Genomic DNA, 20272 nt, shown 5'->3' on the forward strand with positions numbered 1-20272 from the left:
CTTGCGTACCACTACACGAACAAGTTTCGGACCATGGATAACATAAGCCCCTCAGCGCCGGGAAAAAAACTCAACGCAGCCCGGGGTTCAACGGGCGTGGCTACTTCCGGAATGGATTCCTATTCTGCGGCACGTGACATCACTGACAACCGAATGGGTCGGGCGTGAAAGAGAATCTGTATCTACTTCGAACCTAAAGACCGGCGAAGCTGAGGAAAGCCCTAGGGCGCGAATGCCAATCTGGTCGATCATTTCGGAATTGAGGCACGCCCGACGCACGTTTGAGGGGCGCCCACCCAGCCTCATTTGAAGTGGACAATCACGGCGTTGTGCTCGCTCGTCGCATGATCGACATAAGTCCCATCCTCGCGAATTGTGACGGTGTATCGATAGGCTGTTTCGAGTTCCATCAGCAGACTTGGATCCGATCTCATCAAACGCTCCCGCCGTTCACGCACGATGCGGATGGTTTCGGGACAGGATGGCGAGCAAGGAAAGTGCCAGCAGAGCCCTCCACCCCTGTACATTGCAGAAGCGTCGCATTCGGACGCGACGATAACCGTACCTCCACTTGCGGCCTGATTGATCATCACTGCAAAGGCATCGCCGCCTGCCTGGCGTGCGGCCGGCCACTCACGTAAAAACCATTCGCGGCAACAAGTCGGGATCCCCAGCAATTCGCCGGCCTGATCATCCATGTCGAGAATTGCGGCCTCCCGAGCAAGTGCCGGATCCCGATGAAGATAAAGATGGACCTCGCTTCCGGAATCAGCGTCCAGCACATGGGCTACGTCACCGGAAATATTGCTGAACTGACCGATCCTTGGGTCGGGGACAGATCGGATGACCCAACTTGAGGCCACGACAGCCAGCGACGAGACTAGGGCGAATCCGTCCTTCGAAATGTCAGCAAAGGGCAGAGTAACGCGCGAGACTTTGTCGCCGCGCGTGGCTGCGCCAAGTTCCGCACGCTGAATGGCGCCAAGACCAGCTGGTTTGACGGGATATCCGGCGGCTGTGACAACTTCGCGGCGACGGGAAACCAACTTGGTGGGGTGATCGAGTTCTGTCTCTAGTAAATCAGCAGCCAGATCGACTAAGAGGTTACAGACTTCAATCCCTGCTGCGTCAAAGAGACAAATCATTGCCAAGGCGAGGCGTGCATCTAGCGTACGCAGACGTCGAGCCACGAGGTCACAAGCCTTTTCACGATCCTGCAACTCCATCCAGAACTCAGGATTAACTTCTAAGGCAACAGCTCGCCACAAGTGACGAACAGCCGCATAACTGAGGATCCCATGCGAGACACGCTCGATTGTTCGTACCGAATTGGTGAAAGGCGAAAGGATGCCGACCCGCTCGTCAGTCAGGGGCATGAGATTTGTATCCAGCGCAATCCGCGCCGCAAGCGTCACATGTGCGGACTCGTGCACCGCTTGCTCAGCGAGGATAAGCGGTGGATTTTCTACGCCAATAGCGGCAAATCCAGGGAACTGCAAACTCGAAAGGGATCGAATTTCTCCGCGTGGCCCGTGCAGTCCAGCGATAAGATCAACAGCCTGAACGACTGGAATGAGCCTATGGAGACTCAGTCGACCAAGCAAGTATTCAACCGTCATCCATGCCGCACCAACTACCTCCGGATCAGCGACGAGCTGCGACTCTAGGCGAGGACCGACAATGCTTTTCAACGATTTCGTCACGGGTAGAATGTTCGCGCCACCGTTCGCGCCACGGGCAGAGGTAATAATCCGCAATGCGGTTCGTGGATCGGGAGGGCTGCCGCTAAGGGACATTTCTGCAGCCCAAGTGCGGAACGCTGGATCAAGACAGGCCTGTTCCACAACGTTCGCCCTCAGAGATCGAAGCAAGCCAGAGTCATCACTGGGTTCCGTCAGTGCACGTCGCAACACCGAGAGCGAATGCGCCCTCGCGTGAGCTTGCACAAACTCAGCGGGAGTAAGCGACATAGCGCTCGCGGTGCTCCGTCAACTCAGCCTCAACTTCCGCCCGATCGGCATTGGACGGCACTGCCGCGTCAAAAACCGCTGCAAGATCGTATGCAATCGCCTCAACAACGATCTTTCCGAATCCGGTCAGGGTCGCATTACTTAGAACCGTTCCAAGGGCCTGCTGCACTTGTTTCGCCCTGTGATAGGCGCGCCGAATGCATTCGCTTCGGTCAAGTTGAAAAATCTGCGGGGCATTTTCCCACAGATAAAGGTCAGCGACGGCAGCAAAGACGAAAGCCCCATGCAACGTCATGCGCAGCGGACGCGCATCTGTACGCCAGGGCGAATAGTATCTGTCATTGACGTCAGTGTCGTCAGTGTCGTTCGTAAACAGGGCCCCGCACTCCTCTATGCGGAAAAGGTACTGGTGCATCGCCTCGTGCAACAGGCATTCCGTCAGTTGATCGGGCCGTGATGAGGCAGGTAGAAACACAAGCCCAAGTGCCTGTTCACGACTGGCGCTGCCAATCACCTCGTTCCCCCCGACGAGGGGGACCACGCATCGCACGAACTCCTTTACGGATTCTGCCGCCAGCGGTGAATAATCTCCGATCGCTTCTGCGGCACGCTTCAGGACCGGAGCCCACGTAACCGAGTAACCGCGAGATCGGACCATCGGGAATTCCTGGAAATCCCGATTCATTAAGGCCATGGAATTCAGTGGAACGAATGCGTCAATTCCCAGACCCGCGACACGAACATTGGGTTTCCAGAAAAGGTCAGAAGTCGAGGTTCCAACAAAATCCGGCCCGATCAAGGATGTATCTTGGCCACTTGACAACCTCCAGCGACCGGATGTCGGCCATGGGTCTCCCACAACAAAGGCGCCCTCTACACCGATCGAAAACAAGCTAGGCGGAGCACTGGGAAGCTCAACATCCCAGCTCGCAGCGAGTTGACAGGCCCCCACTCCCTCCCAGCAAAGCAGTTCGAAGAGCCTGCCTGAGTCCGGGCCGTCGGCTTCGACATGACCCAGCGAGAACGCATCCGGCACGGGTTGCTCTCGAGCGCCTGGCTGCGTCAGATATCTTATTGTATGCACCCACGCGCGTGTCGCGGGGGTGTCGGGTGCGGTTTCAGCAAGGCCTTGAATCGCTTCGCTGAAGGCGCGATCCAGCCGTGGCGAAATCAGGTCAGCGTAGCTATCCGCGGCCTCTGACATCGATTTTCGAAATTTGAGCGCGGTAACGCGCGCAAGATCAATGGGCCGTGCGATGGAGTAGAGCTTCACGTTTCCTCCTGCGCGCAGCGAGATCGTCCCTAATTTGCGAGACAAGCCAGAAAAGATCAGTGCAATACACGCTGGGATTATTGAAGCCGCCCCCACGACCCCATCGATGCGGGAAGTAACCTCCGGCGCACTCATTCTTAAAAGCACATGCGCGACACTCGGAGCATAGCTGGGCTTCACCGGCTTGGCGGATACTGATGAGCGGGTCCTCCAAAGCGGCGTCGAAACTGTCCTTATCTATGTTCAATCCAATCTGCTGAATTCCGCTGGCCGTACTTTTGATGCTGTCTACAGCCTCCAGACTACCGTCGGTCGCGACAGTAATCAGTGTTGCAGGAGCCAGCGTCATCTCTTCGAAGATAGATGTGCCACCAGCGAGCTGGCTAACGATGTTGGCCAGAAATCTCACCTGTATGTCCGGGTACCTATCTGAGGTCCAAGCCTTGTACAACTCCCAATACCATTGCCCGTAGGCGATGGGATCACCGTTCGGACGTGGCGGGGGCGAGTCCCAGTTATGGTGCGGCAACAGGAAGTCGACAAACTCAACCCCGTGTGAGGCGATAGCATCAAAGGTAACTATCGGGTCATTGGCTACGTCGATGACTGCGAGCAAGCCGGTGAAAGATTCGGGCACGGAACGGCTTAGCAACTCGATCCCGCGTGCGACGCGGTCGAAGGAGCCGCGACCGCGGTGATCGGTGCGGTGTCGATCGTGAGCCGCTTTGGCGCCGTCTACGCTGACGCTGACAGCAATCTGGCGCCTCCGAATCACTTCGATGAAATGTTCATTGAGGAGCGTCGCATTGGTTTGCATGCTAAGTTGCACTTCCGCGAAAGGCGCAACCTCTTCGAATAAAATTCCGCAAATCGCATCCAGCTTCTTCGGGCCAAGCAGTAGGACTTCGCCACCGTGAAGCGAAACGAAGACGCTAGGTAAGGCGTGGCGAGCGGCATGTTCTGCAATCCTCCTCCCGAGCGCGCGCGCCGTCTGCTCGCTCATCGTCTTCGGTTGAGTCTTCCAGGTGTGGTCACCGAGATTGTATTCGTAACAATAATTGCAGTTCAGATTGCAACGGGATGATACTTTGACAATAAACTCATTGAGAGGTCGAAAGGTCACCAGTAGAACTCCACGGTTCCTTTGGCTTTTGCCCGCGATATGCGGCCGAGTGGGCTAACGCTCACACTGGCGAGCGCATCAGATTTCGCCGCCTCGGCCAATCGACAGAGCCCGAGCGAGATCGCTGAATTGTACAACGATTGTGCATAGCAGGCAGCAGCCGCGCAATGCAGCGAGCAAGGGAATAGTTCCCCAATTAAGCCAATCCCTCCCCACTCAGCGGCAAACCGGTTTAGGCGCGCGTTGATAGGCTTGTTTGCGTTTTCTAAAAGATGAAGCGCCCATTGGTCGGCGGCAGCAGCGATTCCCGAAAGCGCTCGTACGCAGCATTCCGGGTAGCCGAGCAGGAGGCCCGCCTCGACGGCGTCGATCAGTTCGGCATCGAGAAGTCTTCCGGCGCTATTGTCTCGGGTGATCACAATAAGCTCTTGGGAACTCTCGGTCGGGCCGGAAACGATCTCGTTCCAGCCGTTTCCCTTGGACGAGAGGAATATCGGTTTCGTCCGTACATCCAATCTCAGCCTCGTTGCAGCTGCATGCAAGCGCGTTGCGTCGCTAGGGCTGACGACAAATCGCAGCGCTGGCTTTGCTCCGTTCGCGAAAGCGGCGATCTCTGGAAGCACCGCGAGTCGTAAAGATAGACATTCAGCCGACGCCCGAAGGAGCTCGACCGCAACGTGGGAAGCTGACATCACCGCTCATTTGTTTTCAAGGGTGTACACCTCAATCGTCGAGCGGGTTTTCCACTTTTGCACTCGTATGCGAGCTGTGAGTCCCAGACGACCGATGGCCTGTAGTTGAACTGTAGTGTCCAGCCATCGTCCGCTCAGGACCGTAGTCACGACCAACACGGTTGAGAACTTCCGATTCCGCATCGAGAAGATCTTGTAGTGACAACGCCGGCCGACCGTTTTCTTCGTTAACCTGCTCGCCCGCCTCGTTCTCGCCATTAGACATGATGGGCATTCCCCTTCCGATCCGTCATCGCAATTCGAGACGGTGCAGGTTATGCTGTAGACGGAGTCAGTGCAACAGTTCTAAGCACTTTCTAGTCTAATCCAGCGGATTCAAGCCGTCCCGTAACGTGGCATGTTTCGTGTCCACACCTTAACGTCCATCTGCTCCCTGCACCCGAGTAAATCAGTAGTTTGCGGTATTCGGCCTGATCGGACTACGAAAACGCACGATGCCGCAGAAGTTGGAATGCGTGGAGGTCGAGAACGAACCCTCCACGAGTAGCAACTTTTTAAGTCGAGAAATTTCATAGGCGAGTGAGTAGCAGCATCCGGGAGCGCTTGTTTTCAATCCAACGCTGCCTGCTATGCTTCCAGCAGCATGAGAAAATATTCGAGTAAGAATGACCGGCCACAACCATCATTCAAATTGCACCTGCGGCTGGTGCGTCAACAGCGGCAGGACGCGAAGCGACCGAGCGCAGGCCGCAGCCGACCTGCGCGTGCACGGCGCGCGCCTTCTGCTTGGAAGAAATGCCGTCCGGACTGTTAGCGCTTGCTATATTAACCCGAACGCGCGCTGTCCGGTGTGCGGTGACGCAGTCTTTTTTTACGCCAACCGGCAAGGCAGCCGTGTCTATTTCGACGAACTCGGGCATCCGTGGCCCAAGCATCCCTGTACCGACAATCCGTCGTACAGGATTGCACCTGGACCCGTTGTTGCCTCCCCGCCCATGAGGAGGGCGCGCGGGCTGACCCTGGAGCTTGTCGCCGCAGCCGGGACCGCCAGATTGTTCGATGCCGCCTCACCCGGTAATGCGGGGTGGCGGCTAATGGTGGTGGTTTCGACAGAGAGTCGGGACGAACGACATGTGGTTGTAGCGGAAGCTGTTGACCAGGACAGCGTAAAACGGATGTTCGGCTACGTGGCACCTAAAGCTTTAATCGCCGATGGTGCCTTCGTCAGCGTGAAGGGGGACCTCATTTCGTTCCTTCATCCTGAAACCCTGTCACATGTCACCGTTATGGACGGGACGACCTTTGGCCAAGCAGTCGATGAAAATGTGGCTCCTCATCGGCCGGCGCCGGAACGAGCGCGGCCGGTGCCCACTACCATTATTAACAAAGCGCGGCTCATCAAGAAGGCGACCCTGAGGCAAGGCGAGCGCCCCGACATGACCGAGGCGGAGACGATCCATTTTCACGGACCGAAAATCAATGTCGCACAGATTTGCGATCGCCTGGGACCGTCGTTAAAAGCTATGCCCGGTTGGGGATCCGTAAGCCCCGGGACGTGGCCATGCACCTCAACAAGGATGGGTACAAGACAGCCGCGGGCGCCCCTTGGACGCCGCGTCTTGTCCATTTTCTTCTCGCCCTGGTTTTTTCAGATACATCCGGGCGTATTGGCAAAGAACCGACGTTACCATCGCTGCGGCCGCAATTGCTCACCGATCACAACACTGGTCCGCTTACTCAGGAGAACATCGCCAGCCGCCTTTCGGCGTTGGGTCGCGTGACAGTCAGAGGAAAGTAGGCCGACCGGTCCGCGTAATGCTGTCTTTTGTCATCTGGACGTTAGGCCCGAGAAGCGCCCACGTAAACTACCAGACTGTCGACAACATAGAGCACAACGCGAATGCGGTGATCCATCTCAGGTTTTCCGACTTATGAGGCACCCTAGGGTGAAGTGCTTGTTCCGAAATCATTCGCGCTACGCCAGATTGTAACACACCTGCACCGAACGCAGTCGAGGCCGCATCAACTTTGAATTTGATCGTTTCGTTAGCCGTATTGGTTTCGCTTCATAGCGATGCCAGTGATCGTCGAGACCTTCGTAGCGGCAAGGACAATCTGCAACCCCTTATGCACGCCGAGAAAACAGCGTTTTTTGAACGCTTGACGGCCGCACGATTTGCCTTTCACAGCCTGAGACACAGAGGGTGACCTCAATTATGGGAAGAGACCTGGTCTGCGATAGATCGCTGCAGTGCTCGATAGTGACGGGCAAATCTCTCAGTGTGAAAATGGTGTTTTACACTGAGGGGTGGTCGCGCGATCAGAATTTCGATCCCCTTCCGCCATTGCGGAATATGCCCCACGAATAGCAATCAATCCCACGCTATTCCTCGGCGAAGAAATCCTCGTCCAGACGCTTGAACTCAACGGCTCGACTGACGCGAACTCCGACGCCATGCTCGATCATCAAGTCGGCAAGTTGGCGTCCATCGAGCAGAATGACACGTTGAGATAGGTGCTTCACGAAGTCGCGGGCATGTGGGCTGAATGTCGAGGTGGTCACGAAGACACCCTTCGTCGCTCCTAGCCCCACGAGACTGCCAACGAATCCTTGTACATCAGGTCGCCCGATAGCGTTTGCGACAGCGTAACGCTTCGCTTGAACATATACACGATCGAGGCCGAGCCGATCCTCGCTGATTACGCCATCAACCCCGCCGTCGCCCGAGCGCCCAAGCTGGGCGGCTGCGTTCTTATGCGATCCGCCATAGCCCATGGCGACAAGCAGATCGACAATGAGCCGCTCGAAGAAGGCCGGACTGTTTTGGCCTATCCTGTCCAAAATGTCTGCCCGCAAAGCGGTTAGTACCGCCTGATAGGCAGTTTCGATCTGCTCTTCCGGCGTCGCCTCCGTGGCGACGTCGGATGGCGTCTCCCCTGCACTATCGTTTTCGGAGCCATTGCCTTTGTAAAACCTCCGAAACTCTGGATGTTTCAAAAGCATCTTCACGTCGATACGGTCGGGGCCGCTGGTGAGCAGTGACCGACCTGCTTCGGTCGCGACGAACCGACCTCGCGCAGGAGAAGCGAGCAGACCCGCTTTGCTCATATAGAACTTCGCCCAGTGGATACGGTTGTGTAGCACACGCTGCTTGCCGCTTGGCAACAGCTGCTCACGCTCTTCATCGGTGAGACCAAACCGTGCAGCAATCTCGGCCTCGGCCAGTGGAACAGAGGTTTCGCCCTTTGAAGCGACCTCAAGAACCGGAAGCATGAGCGATTGGTAGTCAGGGATCGGCATCGTGCTTTCAACCCTCCAATGAGCGTGATGCAGTTGAGGCGACGAGCGCTGACAAGTGGGAATGTCGCCGACTGTCGGGGGCATTGCTGTCGATCGGCTTCGCTGAACGGGACTTGCGGCAACTCATCGCCGCGATACCTTGCTCGTGGAGGCAATCCCACCGTTACCGGCAGCTTCCGACGGAGGCGTGGCCAAAGCGAAGCGCGCAAACCTACCCCAATCGCGTTCCAATTCTTGCTTACGAACAGGCCAATCTGGAAGCACGCTGTCCATCGCTTTCCAGAATTGCTTAGAATGGTTGTGATGAAGCAGGTGCACCTGTTCGTGCAGCACCACGTAGTCGATAACCTTTACCGGCAGCTGTAGAAGTCGCCAGTTGAAATAGAGTGTCCTATGCTTTCCGCACGAACCCCAGCGGAATCCAAGATCCCTCACGATCACCTTAGACGAAGCCTGTCCGCTTAGTCGTTCAAGCTCGGCCGACCGCGAGCGGAGCCATGCCGTCCCTTCGTCCATGAACCATCGCTGAAAATGTTGCGCAGCCTTCGGCGTTGCACCGCGCCTGAGCTCAAACCACTCACCGTCAAATCGTAGCGGCGCACGCGCCTTGTCCACTATGCGAAGTCGGTAGCTGCGGCCGAGATAGAAGATACTTTCGCCACTGACGAACTCTGGAGGATGTACGTCCCGCACCATTTCGCGCTTCTGAGCGAGCTTCTGGTGGACCCAAAGAAGCTTGCTAGTCACCCATGTGCGCAACTCCGGTTCGAGAGTGGCGACGGGTGCGTGCACGACCAGTTCGCCAGATCGGTCGACTGTGAGGCCGAGAGATCTCCGGCGGGGACCGTGGCGGACCTCGAAAATCAACCCCGAGATTTCGATGTGGGAGGTCATCCCTGGGTCAAGCTCTCGTGGTTCTCTTTTGCTAGCGCGACTAACCGCTGAGCTATGTCACGCGCTTTGCCGGGAGGGCATACGCCCGAGCCGTCGAGATCGCGGACTAGCTGGCGTGTTAGAAATTCTCGCATCGAGGCATTCTTCCAGAACCCGACCTTGCTAACCTCCTGCCGCACACGATCTACTACGTCGAGCGCGACGCTGATGGCCGCCTTCCGCCGATCCGGGTCTTGGTCTCCCTCTAGGAGACAAGTCTCCAGTACCAGCCGCACAAAAGGCACTTGCACTTTGGGGTCCAGATCGGGGAAATCAGCGGTGTCCCCACGGCGCAGCTCGTCAATAAAGCGTCGAAGTTCCCGTTCCAGCGCGTCCCAGTCGTCTTTGAACCTCTGAAGGATTTCCTCAAGCTTCTCGCTCATTTTGCGGGCGAAGGCCGGATTGTTATTCGTGAAGCCGATGATGTGGTATCGGGCCGCATGCTGCATTTGAGCGGCCTTTGCGCGGCTGCTTGTCTGAGCCCGCAGGACCTTCTCGAACTCCGCGTCCGTGATCGTTGTGGGAGGAATCTTTGGATCGACGCCTCTTGCGGAGATGTGATTGTCGATCAGAGCCTTCACCTTTTCGGCGACGCCCAAGAGGTTCAAGGCCGCGTCGCGATAGAGATTGGCCGCGACTTTGTTGATGAAGCCAAGGAGCTTGGCGTCCCGAAACACGTCGGGCGGAACTTCCGGACGATGCTCAACGATGTTGAGCGTCTCGTAGAACATCCGCAGCTTGTTGATGAACTCGGCGCGGATGGTCAGGTCGGCAAGCAGGTCGACGCATTCCTGAACCTGGCCGAACATATCCGTGATCCCTCGATCTGTAAATACGGCAACTGCGCGGGCCCGACGGTCCAGCAAATTGGGAAGCTCGACGGTGATGTCGAGCATGCTGCCGTCGGTATCTTCGCCGTCGTACTCCTTTAACGCTTCATTGAGGTGCCGCGCGACGCCGATGTAGTCGACAACATAGCCGCACTTCTTTCCCTCTTTGGTTCGGTTCACTCGTGCAACCGCTTGAAGCAGATCATGCGCGACCACCTTGCGGTCGAGGTACATAACCTGCTCCACGGGCGCATCGAACCCAGTGATCAGCATGTTGTTGACGACAAGTATGGAGAGAGGATCAGTCTTGTCGGTGCGCTCGGCGGCGAGGCGGCGCTTGAAGCGAGTTGTGTAATCCTTCTGCTTATCTTTGTCCGACCAATCACGCCACGACTCTGGGTCGTTGTGATCCCCGGAGATCACGACCGCAATGTCAACGGCCCGGAGGACGTCGAGCGACGAACGGGCACGCACGAGCCACCTTGTCTCGTCATCAAGCTTCGCGAGCTCGTCTTCCCCCAACGCGAGGGTTGCCACGGGAATCGTCTCCAGTTTGCCCACCAGCTCGTCACGAGCCTTCAGCAGCTTCTCCCGGTATGTCACCGCGGCCCGGCGTGTCGACGCCACGACCTGAGCCTTGAAGCCTTCAGGCATGACGACCCCGACGTAGTGCCGCACGACATCCTTCGCTTTGGCCTCGATCAGCATTGGCGCCTCGAGCACGCCGCCTTCGGTGCCGTACTTGGCCTTGATCACCGCCAGCTCGCCGGGCGTGTAATCCCGGAATAAATCCTCGAATAGCTGGTCCAAGCTGTCGGCGTCTTTCACGACCCCATCGGCAGTACGGCCCTCATAGAGGATGGGCACGGTTGCGCCGTCGAGCTCGGCGTCTTGAAGCAGGTACTTGTCGATGAAGTTGCCGAAAATCTCCCGCGTCTCGGTCTTTTCCTTGCTCAGGATCGGTGTGCCGGTAAAACCGATGATCGCCGCGTTCGGCATCGCTCTCCGAAGGTTCCGGTGAAGGGATCGGGTGTGCGAGCGGTGCGCCTCGTCGACGAGGACAAGGATTTCCTCACTCTCGTTGAGCACGGGGAACTCGTCGAATCGGATCATCTCCTGGAAGGTGACCTCCCGCTCGACAATCGGTTCCTCCTTCCCCGGTTTCTTTTCCCTGCGTACGATCGTCATGGCGAGCTTCTCGCCCCAGACCGCCTGCTTGTCCTTGTCCTGGTACTTCTGGAGCATCGCAAAGACGATGTCCGGAGTGCGTTCTGCCAGAACACGCTGCGTAAGCCCGGTGGCGGATTCGCGCGTCCGCATATCATTGTCAGTCGGTCGAACGGCTTCACCGCTGAGCGCTGCCGTCTCTCGAAGCTGGGCTTCCAGATCGGTCCGGTCGGTGACAACCACGATCTTGAACTTATTGAGCCTCTCCAACGTCCGCATCTTGCGGACAAGGAACACCATGCTGAGGCTCTTACCCGATCCCTGAGTATGCCAGATGATGCCGCCGCGCTCGTCCCGCTCGGCGCCCTGCAACTTGGTCTTGCCTTCCTGCAGTTTGCTGACGGCCTTATGAACAGCACGGAACTGCTGGTAGCGCGCAACAACCTTGCGCGTCTTGCCGTCAGCTTGCGCGAAGGCTGTGAAGTTTCGAACAACATCTAGCACATGTGCCGGGCGGAGGGTTCCTGCCACAAGTACCTGTTGGCTGCTCAGTCCCGCACCGGGGCCTGCCCGCATAGCCTCTGGTCGCTGTTCGGTTTCGCGGAAGAACAAAGGGGTGCCGGCGCGTCCGGCTTCCTCGGGGCCTACGGTAGCGAGTGTGTTTGCTGCTTCTGCGACCTCGGCGGGCGGCGCGATGAGCCCTAACTCCTCGGCGACCGTTGACATTGGTACGGGCGACGTGTCTGCCCATTCCAGATAGGCGTCCGGCGGCGCACCGATCGTGCTCGCCCGCGCTTCAAAGTAGTTGCTGGCAATCAGAAGCTGGTTCGTGTGGAACAGGCGCTCAACGCCCTCATTCTCATGGTAGAGGGTCGGCCAGATCTCGCGGCGCTGGTTCGAATAGCGAAGCAGCTGGTTGATTGCCGCACTGATGGGGCTCTCGATCCCAGGGCTCTTAAACTCCGCAACGACGATCGGCATCCCGTTGACGAAGCACACTGCGTCGGGAATGACGTGCCCCCGGCCACTCGTCAGTTCGACCTTGAACTGATTGATGACGAGGAAGTCGTTATCCGACGGGCGATCGAAATCGATGTACCGTATCGGCTGCGGCCGTCCGTTATCCCAGTCTGGCAACCCCTCGGCCACGGCGCCCTTGAGCAGGAGCTGTGTGGTCGACTGATTGACCTCCATGAGCCGGTGACCGGCGGCACGCTCAAGATCATTGATGGCCTTATCGATTCGGGCGTCATCGAGCCACGGCTGTCCATCACGGAGGTTGATCTTTCTGAGTGCAGCCGAGAGGCGACCACGGAGTATCACTTCCCGTGAGTTGGTGCGCTCGGTAGTTTCCGGCAGGTCCGGATCGCCCTCTATCCACTCCCAACCCATCGCCTGGAGTTGCCGGCAGAAGGGCTTTTCGACGACCTCATACTCCCACGCGATCACACCCATGGCCCGGTCCCCTTATCGCGGTGATCAATCGCCGCATAGCTCTCTCCAAACAGATCCGACATGAGGGCTTTTCTCAAATCACGCTGCTTAGCGAGTTCCAGCTCGAGCGAGTGCTGCTCTTTATCGATGGTGTCCAGAATCTGGGCGATCCCAAGCTGTTCCTCAGTCGGAGGCCATGCAAGGTAGTACTCTGCCAGCTCAGTACGATTGATTTTTGGAAAGCCACTGCGCATCGAGACCGCAGAAGCAAAACGAGTGAACTTATCGCCAAGAATTATGGCAAGTAGGAACCGCGGGACTACGCCGTTTGTCGGCCGAAGCGGGTACATATCAGCACTGCATAGGCCTCTCTCTCCGGCCAATGTCGCCTTGCAGAGATAAGGTCGAATCTTGCTGTAAATCACGTCATTTTCTTCAAACATATACTTGCCGCTGATCGCCTCTTGCTCGGAAGCCGTCTTCCTATCAATTAGCCTCCCGGTGGACGATTCGATGTGGTCGGGCGCGACCAGAATCCAATCTTTGTAGGGCCTACTCCGAGGATCAACCTGGCCTTGGGGAAGAGAAATCCGACTGACTAACGCAGCAATCTGCCAGGTCACGGGAACACAGCCTACTGGAGAATCTTTGAATAGGTCGGGCCTGGCGATCGGATCTCGAATGTTACCGTTGCCATCAATGCCATACGTAAGGAGATCATGAATTACGCCAGCTCGAAGCTGCGCGAGTTTTGCGAGTCCGCCGGTTGTCTCTTCGATCGACGCATCTAGCAGACGCGCGACCTCGCCGATTTCTTGCTGCTTCTTGATACAAGGGAGCCAGATTGGTGCGCGCTCGATTGCCGCAATTGACATGCCGTATCGTGTCGAGCCATTTGCCTGTTGACCGAAGTATCGAGCCATTCGCGGCTGAGCCAGCTGTTTGGCGAGGAAGGTCGGATCAATCTTGTTAGACGCAGGTCGAATCATCGCGAGGTGATAACCGCAAACGAGATCAGAGCCCGCGCTATCGACAAGCGACGGGATTCCGATGTCGTCCGGCGTTTCGGAATCCTTGGTGATGATCACGTCGCCGACGCGAAGTCCGAATCTTGCGATCTCCGCGCGGCTCGCGGTCGCGCGCATAAATTCCAAGTCGTCGCTGATGTAGTCGCTCTTGTAGACGTCCGTATAATTGCAGAGACGAACTGGGAGCTCTCCGGGCTCCGACTTTTTGTCGACGTTGCTAACACGAACCTCCGAAACCGCGGACAACGGAACCATCCGGGAAGCGGGCGCATCATGCACCAGTTCGATGGGTGGCGCATCGTCAAGCGCAGGGAGCACTGCCTCACGTGGCATAGCCGAGCTCCTTGAGCGACTGCGCGAGGACCTTCTGCAACTCCTCCTTGCTTGCCTGGATCACCGTCAGCGGGCGGGCGTATTTGTCCCAAAGATTCTCGATAACGCGAATGAGCAACCGGCGCTTCACAGTTGTGGCGGTGTCGAGGCCCTCGTGCAGGTCCTGTTCGAACAATTCCATTACAAGCGCCTGCTTCTCATCGGGCGATAGCGCATCGCAGCGGGACCGGAGCTCGGCAACGAACTGCGCGACGAGGTTCCGATAGATGGCCCGTGCGGCTGCCAAGTCGGTCTTGATCTGTTCGTAGGGCTCCAATTCGGCGCCAACGCTCTCGATCTGATCGAACACGGACTCGAGCTCGGCTTCGGCAGATGCGCTGGCGCGGCGGTTGTGATCCGTTGAGCCCCTTTTAGCCGCAGCCTTCTGCAGCTTCTTTAGAACTTTGATAGCTTCGCTGTTCTCGGACTTCAGGTCCTTGATCTGGCGTTCGAGGTCTTTAGCGTAGTTCCAGGTTTTAAGCTCTTCATCGTCGGCGTCCTCCGGCGGATTGGACTGTTCGAACGCCTCTTTCTCACCCTTCAGACGCGCGATTTCAGCCTTCGCATCATCGATCCGGTGAAGGTAGTCGGCCATGGTGTGCCGAACGAGTTTGTGGCTGAACGGGTCGAATGCCGGACCCACGTTGTCGTCGTCCATGACCGCATCGGCGATCGCGTCCAACCAGCCATCAATGACACCACGGAAGCCGTTCTCGATCAGTGTTTTCAGATCCGGCAGGGTCTCAGTCCACCATGTGGCGACAACGCCAGCGAGCTTAAAACGATCGAGCATCGCCAATGGTGTGAGAGCCGTGGTGAAGCTCTTGAGTAGTTCTGCCCGCGCCGCATTTAGCGCCCGGGTCTGGGGCAGATCGGCCAGACGGGGCGAGTGCTCCGCCCACCAGGCCGCGAAAGCATTCAACAACGCCTGTCGGCGTGCGGCGACGCCTCCGTCCCACTCGATCAGTGGGCCCATGGCCTTGCGATCGGGAACCGCCGGACCGAAGTCGTAATATTTCGAATCGTGAGCACGCCCCGTGAATGCACGGCTTGGCTCGAAACCGAGCGCTTCGAACAGGAGGCGGTTGGCCTCGACTTCGGCCACCGGCACGCCGCCCACAAGGTGGGCGCGCACGTCATGCGGCTCTGGTTGGGGCGAGTTGTCCACGTATCGCCGGATATTCAGGTTGAAGTCGTTCACCGCATCGGAGATTTCATCAAAAGACACACAGCGCGCGTAGCTGGGGATGTCTTCAAAACGCTCGTAGGTCGATGCGATCTTCTCGACGTGCTCGGGCAACAGATAGTTCTGCGCTCGGCCTGCGAAGTACTCCGCGTCGGCATTGATAAAGAGCACCTTGCCTTGTCGCGACGCCGGTTTATTGGGATTTGGATACCGGCTGGTCCGATTGGGGCGCATCACCAGAAGGCAGGCAGGAATGCCCGCGCCATAGAACAGGTTCTGAGGCAGCGAGATAACTGCTTCTAGCAAGTCTTCCTTCAGAAACTTCGTGCGGATTTCTTTTTCGGCGCCGCCGCGAAATAGGACGCCGTGGGGCATAACCGTGCAGACCATGCCGCGATCCTTGCAGGTCGCAAGCATGTGCTGGGCAAACATAAGGTCGCCCTTCTTGCCGCTTGTCGGAGGCCAGCCCCAGCGGAACCGCTCTGGATACTCCATATTGCTGCGGCTGTAGTTTTGGCTGAACGGCGGATTGGCGATGACCCGATCAAAACGCTCAAGCTCGCCGGCTTCCCGGTGCATGGGATGGAGCAACGTATCCTGTAGCTGGATGTCGGCGCCGCGAATGCCGTGTAGGAGCATGTTGATTTTGCATATCGACCAGGCCGAGGCGTCATTCACCTGGCCGCAGAGCCGCAGGTTCGTCGCGTCGCCGCCGGACTGCTCAATGTATTCTCGGCTGATGATGAGCATGCCGCCCGAGCCGCACGTCGGATCGTAGATGCTTATGCCGGGCGTAGGATTAAGAATGCGGACCATCAATCGGATGACGTCGCGCGGCGTGTAGAAATCGCCGCCCTTCTTGCCCGCCGACTCCGCAAACATGTTAATCAAAAATTCGTATGCCGAACCCAGCAGATCAGAGAATTGGAAGTCTTCTGTTCCCAGCCGATAGCGCGAAAAATGCCTGACAAGGTCCTTGCACGCGTCATCAGAGACGACTCGCTTGTTGCCTTGCACCCGCATGAAGTGGATGTGGTCCAGTACGTGTTCCAGCGTGCTGTTCGCTTGGCTAAGGCCTACCAGAGCTTGATCGAGAACGGAACCGAAAGGCACCGACGCATCGTTGAGCCGGTCCTGAATGTGAGGCCACCGGGCGACCGGGGGAACGAAGAATTCGTCGTAATAGTCCGGATTCTCCCCGTAGTTTGCCTCGGCATCGGCCTCCGGCATTCCTGCATTAACTTTGGACTTGATGAGTTTGTCGCGCGCAGCAAGGAACACATCGGAGCTCCGCTTGAGAAACAGCATTCCGAAGATGAAGTCCTTGTAGGTGGCAGCGTCCATCCCCTCACGGCGTAGGATGTCAGCTGCGCCATAAAGGTGCCGTTCGAGCTTTGATAGAGAGAGCTTGGCCATTTCCGTTACCTGATTGAACGTTGATTCGAGTCAAGGCTGACCGTTCCGTGTCGAACATCGCCGCGCGCAATGCCGAAACCCTGAATTTTTGGCATGCTCATCCCTGTCATGCGACTCCTCTTCCATCTGCGGGCCGAAATCCGGACCAGGCCATCTAACATACAAGGTGCCCCGCAAATTACCTTTTTGGCCGCGTCCCGCTGATTCCTCAATGCTCGCTCGTACGGCGTAGGATGGGTCGGCATTTCAGGATCAGACGAGCCGACGATACCCCGACCATCCTAACAGCGGCCCGATCGGTACACCGCAAAGGCCATCAGTTTTCAGCGCACCCGGCCGGTAGCCTTGGCAAAGACGACGGGGACGCGAAAACCTGCCCCGCCATCTCAAGATCTTGAGAACAAGGGCTGAACCTGATCCAGCCTAATCCGCATCATCGGGTAGCGGCCAAGATCGTTCTTGCAATGCGTTAGAGGACCGCGCTCGCAAATGTCCTTCGAACGTTGGCGACGGCTGCTTCCGACCTGGATATAAAACCCGGGATGAGGGCTGCGCAAGTTAAGCTCGCCTTGAGTCGTGGTGGATCATGCATCCGATTCGATAATGGAGACCCACAAGCCGCTTCGCTCTACGGAAGGATCCCTGCCGCACCGGGCGTGTTCCATAGAAACACCAGGCGTTACCGACAACGATCTCAGTGTGAAATTGGGTTTTAGCACTGAGTCCCGTCGCTTTCGGCGCAGTCCAAGGTTACACAACAACTGCGATCTGATTGCCTTGGCCGAGATCTAGATGCATAGCTCGAAATTTATTGATCCCACCATCGCAGGTTGCCCACTACACACCCGAACTCGAGGCCAACATGAACGAACTCTCCGCGCTGCGCATCGAAGCAACGCACAAGACGATCGGCGATATCTTCTGCGAGGCCTACGCCTTTTCTATCCCACCCTACCAGCGCCCGTATGCTTGGGAACGTACACAAGTAGAAGAACTGCTGAATGATCTTATCGAGGCCATGCGCCCACAAAAGCAGGCTGATGGGTTCTACTTCCTCGGTAGCGTGGTGCTGGTGAAGAGCCACGGCTCGCCTGAGGCGAAGGTAGTAGATGGACAGCAACGCCTCACCACGCTTACGATTCTCTTCAGTGTGCTGCGAGACCTTACTGACGACATTCAGGCCCGCCTCAAGCGCGAGCGCTATGTCAAACAAGCTGCCGACGAGGACATGGGCTTGCGCGAGAAGCTGCGGCTGCAAATGCGCCGTCAGGACCAACCTTTCTTTGAAAGACATGTCCAAACGACGGGAGCAACTGCCGCACTTCCCGCCAGTGCCGGGCTGGATGGAAGCGAGGCGCGCATCATCGAAAACGCCGGTGTCATACGTGCGCGTCTTGAGCCGATGAGCGAGCAACAACGTAGCGATTTCATACGTTTCCTGCTGCTCAGTTGCTACCTCGTTGTCGTGGAAGTGCCCACGGATGCCGCCGCACGGCGCATCTTCACCGTGCTCAACGCGCGCGGCATGGACTTGTCAGCCACTGACATTCTGAAGGCCAACCTCCTTGAACGCGCAGGCCACGCCGAACGGACGCTGGGCGAACGCTGGGAGGAATGTGAGAGCGCCCTCAACCGGGACGGCTTCATTGAACTTTTCACGCACATCCGCATGATCTTTGAGCGCGACAAACCTCGTAATTCTCTTGAGAACGGTTTCGAGGAAAACGTGCCTCCGTTCAAGGGTGATCCCACCGCGTTCATGGATCAGGTACTAGAGCCTTATGCCGACGCTTTCGCACTCAGCCTTGACGATGGGCGGCTGCGCAAGCAATTCGGTCCCAAGACCGCCGCCCTAATCCAGTCTTTGCACCGTCTGGACAACAAGGATTGGCTGCCGCCCCTACTCTTCTGCCTGCGACGCGCGGCCGATGGGGCCGCTGTAGATGTTTCCTCGGTCGTGTTCAGCCTGGAGCGGCTGGCCTACTTCCTGTTCGTCACACGCGCGGACGTAAACACCCGTATCGCGCGGTATGCTGACGTGCTCGATACCCTAGACCCAGCCACGGCGTCGCGAGATAGATCAGCTGGGCTGGCCGTTACCGGAACCGAAGCCTTCTCCATGTTTTCGGCGATGAACGGGCCGGTCTACCTTGCCAGTCGTGTCGTCAAGCCTCTGCTGCTGCGGCTCGAACAGGCGTCTACCGATGGGTCAGCTACCTACGATTACCCCACGATAACGGTCGAGCATGTGTGCCCGCAAAACCCTGCGGATAAATCTGACTGGAAAACGAGTTTTCCCGACCCAGAGGTGCATGCCGACTTAGTTCACCGAATCGGAAATCTTGTCCTTCTCGCACACCGCAAGAACGCGGCTGCAAGCAACTACGATTTCAATCGCAAGAAAGAGACTTACTTTGCACACGGCGACTCCTCCGCCTTCACTTTGACCGCCGAGGTTCGCGGGAAGACGAGGTGGGATGAGCAACAAATCCGCGAACGTCAGATCCAGATGCTCGGTCGCCTAGCCAGCGCATGGCACCTTACTGATGTTTTCGCCAGGTGGCATGAGCAGCAAATCATGAAAGTGATGGCATGACCACCAAACTTCCCGTACTTCGCAATGGATCGATCGTGACGGCGTGCGACATAATCGAGTTAATAATACGGACCAACGCCGAACTCGAAAGCCTCATCCTCGAATACGGTTTTGCAGAGGCGGTTCAACCGAGCGGCTCAATTGCGAAGACTGTATTGAACCTCAAGAGATTCGCCGTCCAGAATCCTAATCATCTGGTCATGACAGATCGAGGAGAGCGGCCAATCGCAGCTGTTCTCATAGACAAGGCGATCCAAATCGCCCGCGGGGATCGCCGAGCGGAGTCCCTGTTGGACAAACTTGAAAGGCATCTCAATCTGGACGGATACGCTTTTGCCTATGAGGTCGTCGATGGCCTCCTAGAACCGAGCCACGAATTGGTAGGCTTCACGATCAGTATGCCCGAATTCGTCGCGCTGCCCGAAAGCTCCAGCGAGGTTGAGCGGCTGTTAGATGAGAACTCCTTTGAGGTCGCCAGGCGACATCTGAACAGCGCGAGGGAAAACATCACTCAGGGAGACTGGGAGGCGTCGAACAGTCAGTGCCGGACGTTCCTCGAAGCGTTGACGGACGCAATCGCAGACAATCTCTTTGCCAATGAGTCAACGGGGCGGCGGAGTGGCCTTGAGAAGCGCCAGTTGCTCGCCGAGAAGGGTTTTCTCTCACGCGACAAACATGAGTTTGGTGACGGTAACGGACAAACGTTCCTTCCAGGCTTGGCCAAATTTCTCCATCCAGATGGCGCCCACCCAGGCATCTCGAACCAGCACGATGCGCTTTTTCGACTCCAAGTTGTCGTGGTCACCGCTCGGTGGCTTTTGAAGCGCCACGAGGTAGCTCTAAGCAACCGCACACTCCGAACGCTTCCAGAGAGCATGTCGTAACGGCCGACACATTACCGTCGGCGGCGCATTACTCAATGCTTTCAGCGAGCGGCAGCAGGGACGCCCC

At 57.4% G+C, this 20272-nt stretch carries 13 protein-coding genes; 3 read left to right on the plus strand and 10 right to left on the minus strand.

Annotated elements, in window-relative coordinates:
* Positions 1-302: 302 nt before the first annotated feature.
* The 5 genes from NLY42_RS23610 to NLY42_RS23630 all read right to left on the minus strand — a co-directional run bounded on the left by NLY42_RS23610 (position 303) and on the right by NLY42_RS23630 (position 5323).
* On the minus strand, positions 303-1844 hold the full coding sequence (locus NLY42_RS23610) for an aKG-HExxH-type peptide beta-hydroxylase (RefSeq protein ID WP_198022189.1): 1542 nt from the start codon (positions 1842-1844) through the stop codon (positions 303-305).
* Between the two features lie 106 nt (positions 1845-1950).
* Positions 1951-3243 (minus strand): HEXXH motif domain-containing protein, encoded by a 1293-nt coding sequence (locus NLY42_RS23615; RefSeq protein ID WP_031244676.1) that lies wholly within the window; start codon positions 3241-3243, stop codon positions 1951-1953.
* Positions 3212-4366: an FxsB family cyclophane-forming radical SAM/SPASM peptide maturase gene (locus tag NLY42_RS23620; protein WP_023754349.1), complete on the minus strand. Its 1155-nt coding sequence runs from the start codon at positions 4364-4366 to the stop codon at positions 3212-3214. The genes NLY42_RS23615 and NLY42_RS23620 overlap by 32 nt, the downstream gene beginning before the upstream one ends.
* Positions 4363-4881 carry a DUF483 domain-containing protein gene (locus NLY42_RS23625; protein ID WP_198022188.1) on the minus strand — a complete coding sequence of 173 codons (519 nt, stop codon included), beginning with the start codon at positions 4879-4881 and terminating at the stop codon, positions 4363-4365. The genes NLY42_RS23620 and NLY42_RS23625 overlap by 4 nt, the downstream gene beginning before the upstream one ends.
* Positions 4882-5089: 208 nt before the next feature.
* Positions 5090-5323 carry a hypothetical protein gene (locus NLY42_RS23630; protein ID WP_156933812.1) on the minus strand — a complete coding sequence of 78 codons (234 nt, stop codon included), beginning with the start codon at positions 5321-5323 and terminating at the stop codon, positions 5090-5092.
* Between the two features lie 400 nt (positions 5324-5723).
* Between NLY42_RS23630 and NLY42_RS23635 the strand changes: the two genes are divergently transcribed.
* The gene (locus NLY42_RS23635; protein ID WP_156933813.1) at positions 5724-6839 is read left to right on the plus strand and encodes a hypothetical protein; all 1116 of its coding nucleotides are present in this window, start codon (positions 5724-5726) and stop codon (positions 6837-6839) included.
* Positions 6840-7441: 602 nt separating this feature from the next.
* On the opposite strand, the gene NLY42_RS23640 is transcribed toward NLY42_RS23635, so the two are convergent.
* The 5 genes from NLY42_RS23640 to NLY42_RS23660 form a co-directional block, all read right to left on the minus strand.
* Positions 7442-8359: a restriction endonuclease gene (locus tag NLY42_RS23640; RefSeq protein ID WP_023754346.1), complete on the minus strand. Its 918-nt coding sequence runs from the start codon at positions 8357-8359 to the stop codon at positions 7442-7444.
* A gap of 123 nt (positions 8360-8482) precedes the next feature.
* On the minus strand, positions 8483-9253 hold the full coding sequence (locus NLY42_RS23645; RefSeq protein WP_069202672.1) for a M48 family metallopeptidase: 771 nt from the start codon (positions 9251-9253) through the stop codon (positions 8483-8485).
* A complete protein-coding gene (locus NLY42_RS23650; RefSeq protein ID WP_031244679.1) occupies positions 9250-12744 on the minus strand; it encodes a type I restriction endonuclease subunit R in 3495 nt (1164 codons plus the stop codon). The genes NLY42_RS23645 and NLY42_RS23650 overlap by 4 nt, the downstream gene beginning before the upstream one ends.
* A complete protein-coding gene (locus NLY42_RS23655) occupies positions 12735-14084 on the minus strand; it encodes a restriction endonuclease subunit S (protein WP_050591094.1) in 1350 nt (449 codons plus the stop codon). Before NLY42_RS23655 ends, NLY42_RS23650 begins: the two co-directional genes overlap by 10 nt.
* Positions 14074-16725 carry a type I restriction-modification system subunit M gene (locus tag NLY42_RS23660; protein WP_023754342.1) on the minus strand — a complete coding sequence of 884 codons (2652 nt, stop codon included), beginning with the start codon at positions 16723-16725 and terminating at the stop codon, positions 14074-14076. Before NLY42_RS23660 ends, NLY42_RS23655 begins: the two co-directional genes overlap by 11 nt.
* A gap of 862 nt (positions 16726-17587) precedes the next feature.
* On the opposite strand from NLY42_RS23660, the gene NLY42_RS23665 reads away from it, so the two are divergent.
* Positions 17588-19321: a DUF262 domain-containing protein gene (locus NLY42_RS23665; RefSeq protein WP_023754341.1), complete on the plus strand. Its 1734-nt coding sequence runs from the start codon at positions 17588-17590 to the stop codon at positions 19319-19321.
* The gene (locus NLY42_RS23670) at positions 19318-20205 is read left to right on the plus strand and encodes a hypothetical protein (RefSeq protein WP_023754340.1); all 888 of its coding nucleotides are present in this window, start codon (positions 19318-19320) and stop codon (positions 20203-20205) included. The genes NLY42_RS23665 and NLY42_RS23670 overlap by 4 nt, the downstream gene beginning before the upstream one ends.
* Positions 20206-20272 lie beyond the last annotated feature (67 nt).

The organism is Mesorhizobium sp. C372A, assembly GCF_030323245.1.
In the GTDB taxonomy this organism is placed as follows: Bacteria; Pseudomonadota; Alphaproteobacteria; order Rhizobiales; family Rhizobiaceae; genus Mesorhizobium.